Raw genomic sequence first — 9,549 nt, forward strand, 5'->3', positions numbered from 1 at the left:
GCAGGGACTTAAGACCATGCTCAGGATACCCCAGAGAAATGCTGCGCCGATAGCAAACGCAGGCGTTCCCTGAACAGCGCTGGCAAGAACGATAAAGAGCTTTTCAATCATATTGAGTATGTCCTCTTACTTTTTCTTCTGACCTGGACTTTTTTTCAACTCAACCCCCAGGTTCTTGAATGTATCTAAAATCTGCTCCTTCGACATGAACCCCATATGCCGGTAAAGCTCCTTTCCTGAGGCATTATAGAAAATCTGGGTCGGAATAGCACGTATACCATATTTTTGCCCTGCATTCGGATTTTCCCATACGTCAATAAATTCAACGTTCAGAATGCCCGCGTAATCCCGCTTTAATTCTTCCAGTACTGGTGCCATCATCTTGCACGGGATGCATTGTTTTGCACCGATATCCACTAAACGCGGGAGGGACTTTGAAGCAGAGGGAGTTTTTACATTCTTTCCCTCAGAAGTCACTGGGGGAATGGCAATAACTATTGCAATCAATACAAAAAATCCAATAGTAATCACATTCCTTTTAAAACTATTCAATATTTTATCTCTTCCTTTCTTAGTATTATCAATAATCAAAATAATCGTTATATTTTTGCATTATTCATTCCTCCCAATCCCCTGATCGCTTGTAATATAAGTACCCTTACCTTGCTGGCAAGCACTACAGGTTGAGGAACAGGAATATGCGAGACATCCCACAGCAAAGATTAAAACAGCCAATAATAATCTTTTCATTTGTACCCTTCCACATAGACATTTACTACATATTCTTGTAACGATTTGCCTCCACATACGCTATCCGAGATGGCCTTGCCTATAGGGTCGTTGGTACTTTGATCACAACATGACGAAAAACCTTTAATTGTAACTTTAGTATTTTTCAAACCCGACGTTTCTAAAAGTTTTTCATATTCATCGATAAGTATTGCCCCTGCAACGCAACCGACATACGCTTCAACGCTTTCTTTAATGTATGCCGGAAGTTCTTTCAATAAGGCAATATCAGAAATGGCAACTCTCCCACCAGGCTTTAAGACCCTGTAGATTTCTTTAAAAACCTTTTGCTTGTCAATTGACAAATTGATTACACAATTACTTATTACTACATCGATTGAGCTGTCATCCACGGGTAATTTTTCAATCTCTCCGAGCCTGAACTCAACGTTTTGAGCCCCAATCTTCAATGCGTTCTCCTTCGCTTTTTCAACCATCTCAGGGGTCATGTCCACACCAATCACCTTACCGTTTATACCAACCCTTGAGGAAGCAAGAAAGCAATCAAACCCAGCTCCTGACCCAAGGTCGAGAACAATATCATCTTCTTTAAGGTTTGCCAGCGCCGTTGGATTTCCACAACTAAGTGCCAGGTTTGCCTCATCAGGGATTACCTTAAGCTCTATTTCCGAGTAGCCTATAGATTTAGCAAATTCCCTCTTATCAGGCACAGAGGTACCACACCCGCAACTTGATTTTCCCTGAGCGATCTTTCCGTAAGCCTCCTTCACAGCTTTCTTTGCTCTGTTTTTATCCATCAGAACTTCTCCTTTTTTGGCTTTTGCTATTCAACAATCATTCAAAATATTTTCTCTTAAAGTATAATGCCACATTTACAAGACTGATTAAAGCAGGGACTTCTACGAGCGGACCTATAACTGCTGCAAATGCCTCACCGGAATTAATTCCGAAGACTGCAACAGCCACTGCAATGGCAAGCTCGAAGTTATTATAGTAAATATTTTGCACTTGACATGGTAGCAATGTCAAGCATATATTATGTATATATCCGCATATACGGTTATAGTTATACAATGAGGTAGAGCAATATGGAACAGATAACCCAGATATTCAGGGCACTTTCAGAAGAAATGAGGCTCAGAATTATAATGCTTCTCATACACGGCGAACTCTGTGTGTGCGATTTGATGAGCATTTTTGGAGAGCCGCAGTCTAAGATTTCAAGGCACCTCGCTTATCTGAAGCACTCCGGATTAGTGAGCAGCAAAAGGGTTGGCATATGGATGCACTATTCTTTAAAAGAACCCTTAGATGAAATCTCTCAGGCGCAACTCAATCTTATGAAGGAACAATTAGCCCATCAACCCTTGTTTGAAGAAGATTTCAAAAAGATGGAAGAAGCAAAGAAGCAGAAGAGATGTGAAAACATTAATTCATAGTAAGGAGGGTGTAAAGGATGGCTGGAGAACAGATTAGCAGGAAGCTTTCTTTTCTTGACCGTTTTTTAACCTTATGGATTTTTTTGGCAATGTTCGTTGGAGTGGGCTGGGGTTATGTCTCCCCTGGGGTGGTTGACTTCTGGAATCAGTTTCAATCAGGGACTACCAATATCCCTATCGCCATTGGTCTCATCTTGATGATGTACCCACCTCTCGCAAAGGTAAAATATGAGGAACTCGGGGAGGTCTTCAAGAATTATAAGGTTTTAGGGCTCTCTCTCGTTCAGAACTGGGTAGTGGGACCTATCCTCATGTTTATCCTTGCCATTGTTTTCCTCAGGGGCTACCCGGAATACATGGTGGGCCTCATTATGATTGGTCTTGCCCGGTGCATCGCTATGGTCATTGTCTGGAACGATCTTGCGAAGGGTGATACGGAATACTGTGCGGGACTCGTCGCTTTTAATTCAATCTTCCAGGTACTGTTCTTTTCCGTCTATGCGTATATCTTCATTACAGTCCTCCCGCCTATGCTCGGGCTTAAGGGGGTTGTTGTGGATATCACCATTGGCCAGATTGCGGAGAGTGTTTTTATTTATCTTGGAATTCCTTTCATTGCCGGTGTAATCACCCGGTTTGTGTTGATCAAGGTCAAGGACAAGACGTGGTATCACGAGAAGTTCATCCCGAAGATCAGCCCCATCACCCTGATTGCCCTTCTCTTCACCATCCTTGTCATGTTCTCACTAAAAGGCGAATTCATCGTAAAAATACCGCTTGATGTGGTGCGTATTGCCATTCCGCTACTGATCTACTTTGTTATTATGTTCCTTGTTTCCTTCTACATGAGCGCAAAGGTAAAAGCGCATTATGGTCAGGCCGCAACCCTCTCGTTTACCGCTGCATCAAACAATTTTGAGCTTGCCATCGCGGTAGCTGTTGCGGTTTTTGGGATCAACTCCGGCCAGGCCTTTGCCGCCGTTATTGGGCCCCTTGTGGAAGTGCCGGTTCTGATCAACCTTGTTCATCTTTCCTTATGGATAAAGAGGAAATATTTTCCCTATGCAGTAGAGACGCCAACTGGCGTGTGCTATGTAAGCTGTAACCCAAAAGGGGGCCAAAGCTGAAATATCGCACCCAGAAACCATTGAACGGCTAAAGACTTTAAACACGAAAGGAAAAAAAACCATGACAATGGCAGACGAACTAAAGGACAAATTCAGCAGGCTTACAGATGAAGAAAAGATAGCTTTCATGAAGTCGGTAATGCCCTCATTCTGCGAGATATTCAGCAAAAATCCTCAGAAGATGATGACGGAGATGATGCCGCTATGCGCGGAGATGATAAAATCGGGCAATATGGATATGCAGGGCATGATGAAAATGATGGGCATGATGGGTAAAAATAGCATCTGAGGATTTTCTCATCTTTATGCAAGTGAAGTGAACCATTGGACGAAGGCGGCCATACTCCTTCAGCGCTTTACCTTATTTAAGAGGTGAAATATGTCACTGTTTGACAAGATAGGTTGAATTACATGAGGAGAGCCCGAAGCGTCGACAGTTAGTCGGCGTACGCTAAGGTTTATTGACGGTACAAAGGTCACTGTTAATGGTTTAGACGAAATACTGGCCGACCTTTACTCTGAAGGCAGACAGGCGAATAAGAAGACCGTCGAAGAGATCATCAAAAGGTTGGAAGCCCAACAGAACTTTATCCCCCAGTCGGAGGTTACCCGCAGAGAGTACGCTTATATCCTTCTGAAGGAGTACGAAGAGTACGTTGAGGGTCGAACCAAAAACAAAGGGTCATAAGACACCCTATGATGTTGCTGAGTGGAGGCTGCCGAAGCAGATTGTCGGATTGAAGGATAGAGCAGGCCACTATCAAATGATCCCGATTGGCGATAAGAGACCAACATTAAAACAGGTGAATGACTGATAAGAATCCTTGAAAAGGAGGAACAGCATCATGGCGAACAAGATTATCATTTACGGCACGGATACGTGACCCTTCTGCAACCAGGCTCGGGCAGCCTACGGGGATAGGGCCATCTATATCAATGTGAATGAAGGCCCGGAGAAATTGAAGGAAATGCTCACTTACTCCGGAGGAAAGATGGAGGTTCCGGTCATAGTCGAGGGAGAAAAGGTAAAGGCCGGCTTCGCGGGTGATGCTTCCCTGCGAGGCGGTATCCCTCTTTTCGGGGGGACCTGACCGATTAAAGGGGTCTCCCGGTGAGAGACCACAAACAAAAAAGATACCAAGGAGGCAGTATGTTTGAAGTTACAGAAAAGGCAGGTAGCATCATCAAAAACTTTTTAGAGAAACAGAAAACACCGTACACCATCAGAATACTCCTGCAAGCCGGGTGAGGCGGGTCCAGTCTGGGCATGGCTCTGGATCAGCCACAGGAAAATGATCTTACATTCGCTGATCAGGGCATAACATTTGCCGTTGACAAGGATCTGTTTGGAAAAGCCAAGCCTATTCGAGTTGATTTCGTTGAGTCTGTCGGCGGATCAGGATTTCAACTTACATCGAGCCTGCCAACGAGTGGAGGCTGCTGTTGAATGGAAGCAACGGCAAAAAATGTTCGCACGACAGAGGTTAAAATAGCATGGGAGGTAAAATAAAACGACTGGGTTCTGAATTGATTTGGAGTGGCTGAGTAAACAGGGGGTAGAAGAGATTTGCGCGAGTGAACGCAATTTCTGAGACTTAACTTAATCAGTATTTCGCATGGAACATAAACAGCTTACCAGAGAAAAATTTTTTGAGCTTACCCGATTCCTTGGACGAACCGTAGGGTCAACATTTGGTCCTGCGTACACAGAAGAGCAAATCGTATTCGGTGCCCAGATGCCCGGTTATGGCGCACGATCAATACCTGAAAGCGTTGTAAAAAGGTGGATTTCTTTCATGAAAAATAGGGGTATGATACGGGTGTGCTGTCTTTTACCTCCAAGTCAACTCGGGTACTACATTGTAGATTTGTTAGGGATATACCAGAGGGAATTTGGAGAGACCCGTGTTTTGGGGGCACTTATAGAAGATTACCATCTTTGCAGAGCAACAATGCTGAGGCGGATCCTTATTTTCTTAACAGAATCATGTTTAGAGGGTGAGCCGGTCGTTGTCCACTGCGCAGGTGGAAGGGGAAGAACGGGTTTTGTTCATACCGCCTGGCTCGTTCATGGGCGGGGGTTCTCCGTTGAGCAAGCCTTGGAAGTGGTGAAGAAAATGGGGAGAAACCCCTGTGAGGCGGTTGAACGCGGAAATGCGTCAACAGACGAATTGTATGCGCTACTACAGTCATGCGAAAGGAGGTAAACCATGTCTGCACAAATAAATCAAGGAAGTGGTCCTTGCTGCGCACCAGTAACCGAGGGATATCGTTTACTCACCTTCCCTGATGGTTCTCAGGCGGGGGTAATCGGCTTGGACAGTATCTTTGATGACGCTTACAGGGAAGGGAAAAAACCCGAACCGTCTGTTGCCAATGAGCTGGTAGATCGATTATCAGAAAAAAATTACATCCCTTCTTCACAGCGGTCACAATACGAAGCCGTAGTGCTTAAAGAATATCAAAAGTTTTTTGAGGCAAGAGAAAAGGGCAAAGCCGGGAATATGCCCTAGGGCGAGATAAAACCAGCGAAAAGAAAATGGGGCTTCGCGGGTTGGTTTAAAGGATGCGCAGGAAAGCGCTCTCCATAAAAGGCTGCACGATTGGACAAGTTGCCTTGTTCAAGGGGCAGCCTTGCTTGTTGTCATCTATCAATCAAAATCACATCCGGCCAGATAAGCCATCAACTTCTCACGATTCTCATCGGTAAGATCAGGACAGTGCTCCGGCCCGCGCCCCCCTTCAACCACCTGGGCAGCAAAGACAGTGCAGGTGGGCCTACCACATTTTTTACAGTTCGTCCTCGGCAGAAGCTTGAGTACCTCTATAATCTTAGGCTTTCTTCTGCCCTCATACTTAGGAATAATGCCCTCACGGTTTGCCCAAGCTTCGTTGATCTGGTCTTTCAACCACGTGAGCATGCGTTCTGCTTCGTCCTCGTCCTCAAGCGCATTGATGGCAACCTCTCTTGCCCCAACCTTGATGATCTTGCCGTAATGGTGGAACATCACTTCAGGCGGGTCCCGAAAGTATTCCGTGCCTCCCAACAGGGTGTTCAGATAGGGCAACACTTCCGAAATATCTTCATCGAGATGGGCGATGCAATGAACCGATTCAAAACTCGGGTTGCACGTGGGTCTAAAAATTTGTTTTACATATCCGGTGAGGAGCATTCGATAGGCCTCCAAATCGCCATCGCTAGCTTTTATTGTTTTTCAGTCTTCAACTTCCCTTCCTCCTTCAATTGTTTCTTTACCTTTGCCCATATGTGTTCCTTCCGGTAGATCGCGCGCACCCCTTCTATGTCGGGAAAGCCTATCGCCTTGCCCATGCATAGGTTTGCACAGGTTGAGCAGCCAACGATACAGGCGTAGGGCCGACCGACTCGGGGACCGTCCTCTGTCCAGTCGTATACTGCTTTGCCGCAGTTCATACACATGCCGCATTTAACGCATTTTTTCGGGTCGATTGTGGGAAACCAATCAATCTTTGCTCTTGGATATCCAATTAACCAGGCCATTGTAATTCCTCCTTCAAAGTTCCGTATCCCGCATAACGGGCCGGAGGGATAATAACTATTGCCCACTTATAGGGCAGTGCAATCCGTGTTGTTTCCTTCTCTTCCCCGAAGGGCTGCCAGTGCATTTTTCCCTCTCGAGGCAGGTATTGCCTTTTGTGCCAGGAAAGTCAGGTGTTCGACAATGGCTGGTAAGTCTGAAACGGGAAATCCGAGCACCGCCTCACCGCTTCCGATATCCGTTGCATCCCTGCAGCCGTAACACCCGTAGCTCAGATTGAGCCTCTGGTCAAGATAGGGGGTGATGGTAGAGTCAACGCAGGTTGCCTGAAGGACCGCTGTCGAAGAGAGGACCCGATCCCCGCCTTTCGCGTGGAGATAGCCGAGCACTATCCACATGAGCCTTTCCACCTCGTCTTCCACTACGATAACATCGGGAATTTCATCTGCTTCCACGAGGGGATATAATGACAGGCCCGCAATGCTATCCAGTTTCAATCGGGGCATACGCTCAAACATCCTTTTTCCTACTGCTTCATCTTTAACGATCCCGAAGCCCACGAGCCCTTTCCCTGAGCGCAACCCCTCCGGTAATTGCTTGAAACCAAAAACAGAAGCGGCGGCGGGACAGGTAATGGTATCCGCATTTATCAATACCTTTTCTCTTCGTCTTGCCTTCATCAAGGCCTGACAATACCGGAGAGATTGGGGTTCTCCTGGGTCATCCCCATTCTCTTCGTAGCCCCGGAGAAACCTCACACCAACTGGATGGGTGGCAAGACCCACGATGGAAACAATTTTCCGCCCCATTTCTCGAACACTGCCTACTGTTATTTTGCCGGACATATATAACCTCCTGGCTCTAAAAAATCTCCCTGCTCAAAAAACCACCTCACTGGTGATGGTCGCTCAGCCCGTCATCACCACCGATTTCCTTTACTCCACAAAACATGCCGTTATTATCGCATTCATATGCCTCCAACTGGAGTGTCACGTGATAAATGCCGGTTTCATGGAGCATTTCCGTCACCGCCTCTTTGACCTGCTCCGCTTCGCTCACCTTCTGGTCATCCACCAGGATGTGAGCGGAGAAGGCATATGCCTTGTACCCCACAGGCCATAGGTGAACATCATGGATTCCCTGGACACCGGGGATTCCAGCAATCCATTGGGAGAGTTTCTTTACACTTAACTCTTTCGGGGTAAGGTCGAGAAAGATTGCCAACGTATCCTTTACGAGACGAACCCCACCAAAGACAATAATGATGCCGATGACAGCTCCGGCTATGGGGTCTGCATAAGGCCAATCCGTCAATGTTACAACTATGCCGGAAATGATAACGCCAACAGATGAAAGGGTGTCTCCGAGGACATGAAGCCAGGCGCTCTTGACATTGAGGTCCTCGTGCTTCCTGCCAAGAATCCACGTCATGATGAGATTCCCGAGAAGACCGACGACGGCGATTGTCAGCATTGAGCGGACATGGATTGTGGGCGGTGAAAGGAGCCGCTGGTACGATTCCACAAAGATGAAGGCAGGAATGACAAGGAGGCTAACCCCGTTTATAAGGGCAGCAAGGATACCGACCTTCCGGTATCCGAAGGTGGCACGACCGTCCGGGGCTTTTCCTGATATTTGTGCTGCAACGAGGCTCAAGCCCAGCGCAAGTGCATCCGTCACGACATGGCCTGCATCGCTTAAGAGGGCAAGGCTGTTGCTTATAATACCGCCTATGACCTCTACCCCAAAGAGGGCAAGGGTAATGGCAAGGCTTATGATTAGGCCTTTTCTGTTATCTCTTTGACCCATGTCTTAATCCTTTCCCGTATGGCATCCCGCACCTTTCTCGTCTTCTCCAGCCTCTCTTTATGGCTTCCCCTAAACGACGAGGGGTCTTCAAAGCTCCAGTGGATTGTTTTGTGAGTAGTCCGGGGAAAATGGGACACTGCTCGGCTCTTGCCGCATCGCAGACCGTTATTACATAAGAAAAGAGCTTCCCGTCTTTGTAGAAATCAAATACGCTCTTTGTCTTGTTGCCGGAGATGTCGATGCCCGCCTCTTTCATCACTTCCACTGCCAGGGGGTTTAACGTCCCCGGTTCAAGGCCGGCGCTCTGAGCCTCAAAGACATCCACTGCAAGGCTATTCAACAATGCCTCTGCCATCTGACTCCGCGCTGCATTATGGACACAGACAAAAAGTACCTTTGTTTTTTCCATAAACCCTCCTGCCTCTGTGTAACATGAATCCCATAGGGCTATTTGTTTATAGATGTGGGTTCGGCTTTATTGGCCTCCGGCGCTGTCTGTTGATAATGTTGAGGAACAGGTCCGCCGGTTCCGCATGAATAAAAGGCCGCACAGGACTGAATGATAAAACCGATTCCGAGAAGTACCGCAACTATGACTATCTTTTTCATCTCTTTACCTCGCTGTACAAATTTTCCTATTTATCGGAATGAGAACCCGCACCGGCGAGTTCGAAAACAGGTCTTCACTTTGGAGATATAGCCTCGTCTATCCGCCTATCAAGCCTTTTCAAGAATTCTACTGCTGCCTCCCTGTCATTATCGAGAACTATCCGTTTTATTGTATAGAACTCATCGGTATCGAAACTGATTACCGCTATGGCATTACCTTTTATCACAAACCGACCTTACTGTTTTTCCTTTGGCTCAGATGTCTTAGCCCTTATCCACTCGAGGGCATTGATGATA

Annotated in this window: 15 protein-coding genes and 2 pseudogenes; 7 read left to right on the forward strand and 10 right to left on the reverse strand. The window is 46.6% G+C overall.

Features of this window, described 5'->3' with window-relative positions; all coding sequences use genetic code 11:
- Positions 1-126 precede the first annotated feature (126 nt).
- The 3 genes and pseudogenes from NTU69_10155 to NTU69_10165 form a co-directional block, all read right to left on the reverse strand.
- On the reverse strand, positions 127-552 hold the full coding sequence (locus tag NTU69_10155) for a thioredoxin family protein (GenBank protein MCX5803873.1): 426 nt from the start codon (positions 550-552) through the stop codon (positions 127-129).
- A gap of 194 nt (positions 553-746) precedes the next feature.
- Positions 747-1,547, reverse strand: a complete 801-nt coding sequence (arsM, locus tag NTU69_10160) for an arsenite methyltransferase (protein ID MCX5803874.1) — start codon at positions 1,545-1,547, stop codon at positions 747-749.
- Positions 1,548-1,584: 37 nt separating this feature from the next.
- Positions 1,585-1,740: pseudogene (locus NTU69_10165) on the reverse strand (arsenical-resistance protein).
- Between the two features lie 98 nt (positions 1,741-1,838).
- Between NTU69_10165 and NTU69_10170 the strand changes: the two are divergent.
- The 7 genes from NTU69_10170 to NTU69_10200 all read left to right on the forward strand — a co-directional run bounded on the left by NTU69_10170 (position 1,839) and on the right by NTU69_10200 (position 5,829).
- Positions 1,839-2,189 (forward strand): metalloregulator ArsR/SmtB family transcription factor, encoded by a 351-nt coding sequence (locus NTU69_10170; protein MCX5803875.1) that lies wholly within the window; start codon positions 1,839-1,841, stop codon positions 2,187-2,189.
- Between the two features lie 17 nt (positions 2,190-2,206).
- Complete coding sequence (arsB, locus tag NTU69_10175; protein MCX5803876.1) at positions 2,207-3,316, forward strand: ACR3 family arsenite efflux transporter; 1,110 nt, start codon at positions 2,207-2,209, stop codon at positions 3,314-3,316.
- A gap of 67 nt (positions 3,317-3,383) precedes the next feature.
- Positions 3,384-3,605 carry a hypothetical protein gene (locus NTU69_10180; protein MCX5803877.1) on the forward strand — a complete coding sequence of 74 codons (222 nt, stop codon included), beginning with the start codon at positions 3,384-3,386 and terminating at the stop codon, positions 3,603-3,605.
- Positions 3,606-3,972: 367 nt separating this feature from the next.
- Complete coding sequence (locus tag NTU69_10185) at positions 3,973-4,131, forward strand: hypothetical protein (protein MCX5803878.1); 159 nt, start codon at positions 3,973-3,975, stop codon at positions 4,129-4,131.
- Positions 4,132-4,161: 30 nt separating this feature from the next.
- Positions 4,162-4,407: a UXX-star (seleno)protein family 1 gene (locus NTU69_10190; GenBank protein ID MCX5803879.1), complete on the forward strand. Its 246-nt coding sequence runs from the start codon at positions 4,162-4,164 to the stop codon at positions 4,405-4,407.
- A gap of 525 nt (positions 4,408-4,932) precedes the next feature.
- Positions 4,933-5,523, forward strand: coding sequence for a protein phosphatase (locus NTU69_10195; protein MCX5803880.1), 591 nt, complete (start codon positions 4,933-4,935; stop codon positions 5,521-5,523).
- A gap of 3 nt (positions 5,524-5,526) precedes the next feature.
- Positions 5,527-5,829, forward strand: coding sequence for a hypothetical protein (locus NTU69_10200; GenBank protein MCX5803881.1), 303 nt, complete (start codon positions 5,527-5,529; stop codon positions 5,827-5,829).
- A 138-nt stretch (positions 5,830-5,967) separates the two neighbouring features.
- Here the strand turns inward: NTU69_10200 and NTU69_10205 are convergent, their stop codons facing one another.
- The 7 genes and pseudogenes from NTU69_10205 to NTU69_10235 all read right to left on the reverse strand — a co-directional run bounded on the left by NTU69_10205 (position 5,968) and on the right by NTU69_10235 (position 9,479).
- Entirely contained in the window at positions 5,968-6,489 is a 522-nt protein-coding gene (locus NTU69_10205) for a Fe-S cluster protein (protein MCX5803882.1), read from the reverse strand.
- A 32-nt stretch (positions 6,490-6,521) separates the two neighbouring features.
- On the reverse strand, positions 6,522-6,836 hold the full coding sequence (locus NTU69_10210; GenBank protein MCX5803883.1) for a ferredoxin family protein: 315 nt from the start codon (positions 6,834-6,836) through the stop codon (positions 6,522-6,524).
- Positions 6,837-6,902: 66 nt separating this feature from the next.
- Complete coding sequence (locus NTU69_10215; GenBank protein MCX5803884.1) at positions 6,903-7,679, reverse strand: DUF169 domain-containing protein; 777 nt, start codon at positions 7,677-7,679, stop codon at positions 6,903-6,905.
- Between the two features lie 46 nt (positions 7,680-7,725).
- Positions 7,726-8,643, reverse strand: coding sequence for a cation diffusion facilitator family transporter (locus tag NTU69_10220; protein MCX5803885.1), 918 nt, complete (start codon positions 8,641-8,643; stop codon positions 7,726-7,728).
- Positions 8,613-9,052: pseudogene (locus tag NTU69_10225) on the reverse strand (arsenate reductase ArsC). The gene NTU69_10220 and the pseudogene NTU69_10225 overlap by 31 nt, the downstream one beginning before the upstream one ends.
- Before the next feature lie 38 nt (positions 9,053-9,090).
- Complete coding sequence (locus tag NTU69_10230; GenBank protein MCX5803886.1) at positions 9,091-9,252, reverse strand: hypothetical protein; 162 nt, start codon at positions 9,250-9,252, stop codon at positions 9,091-9,093.
- Between the two features lie 74 nt (positions 9,253-9,326).
- Positions 9,327-9,479, reverse strand: coding sequence for a hypothetical protein (locus tag NTU69_10235; protein ID MCX5803887.1), 153 nt, complete (start codon positions 9,477-9,479; stop codon positions 9,327-9,329).
- Positions 9,480-9,549: the final 70 nt, after the last annotated feature.

This window comes from Pseudomonadota bacterium (genome assembly GCA_026388215.1).
In the GTDB taxonomy this organism is placed as follows: domain Bacteria; phylum Desulfobacterota; class Syntrophorhabdia; order Syntrophorhabdales; family Syntrophorhabdaceae; genus JAPLKF01.

What these genes read in the sequence shown, in the direction of transcription:
- NTU69_10180 (MCX5803877.1), top strand. Translation starts at nt 3,384, where the DNA reads ATGGCAGACGAACTAAAGGACAAATTCAGCAGGCTTACAGATGAAGAA.
- NTU69_10215 (MCX5803884.1), bottom strand. Translation starts at nt 7,679, where the DNA reads ATGTCCGGCAAAATAACAGTAGGCAGTGTTCGAGAAATGGGGCGGAAA.
- NTU69_10195 (MCX5803880.1), top strand. Translation starts at nt 4,933, where the DNA reads ATGGAACATAAACAGCTTACCAGAGAAAAATTTTTTGAGCTTACCCGA.
- NTU69_10230 (MCX5803886.1), bottom strand. Translation starts at nt 9,252, where the DNA reads ATGAAAAAGATAGTCATAGTTGCGGTACTTCTCGGAATCGGTTTTATC.
- NTU69_10205 (MCX5803882.1), bottom strand. Translation starts at nt 6,489, where the DNA reads ATGCTCCTCACCGGATATGTAAAACAAATTTTTAGACCCACGTGCAAC.
- arsB (MCX5803876.1), top strand. Translation starts at nt 2,207, where the DNA reads ATGGCTGGAGAACAGATTAGCAGGAAGCTTTCTTTTCTTGACCGTTTT.
- NTU69_10170 (MCX5803875.1), top strand. Translation starts at nt 1,839, where the DNA reads ATGGAACAGATAACCCAGATATTCAGGGCACTTTCAGAAGAAATGAGG.
- NTU69_10200 (MCX5803881.1), top strand. Translation starts at nt 5,527, where the DNA reads ATGTCTGCACAAATAAATCAAGGAAGTGGTCCTTGCTGCGCACCAGTA.
- arsM (MCX5803874.1), bottom strand. Translation starts at nt 1,547, where the DNA reads ATGGATAAAAACAGAGCAAAGAAAGCTGTGAAGGAGGCTTACGGAAAG.
- NTU69_10220 (MCX5803885.1), bottom strand. Translation starts at nt 8,643, where the DNA reads ATGGGTCAAAGAGATAACAGAAAAGGCCTAATCATAAGCCTTGCCATT.
- NTU69_10210 (MCX5803883.1), bottom strand. Translation starts at nt 6,836, where the DNA reads ATGGCCTGGTTAATTGGATATCCAAGAGCAAAGATTGATTGGTTTCCC.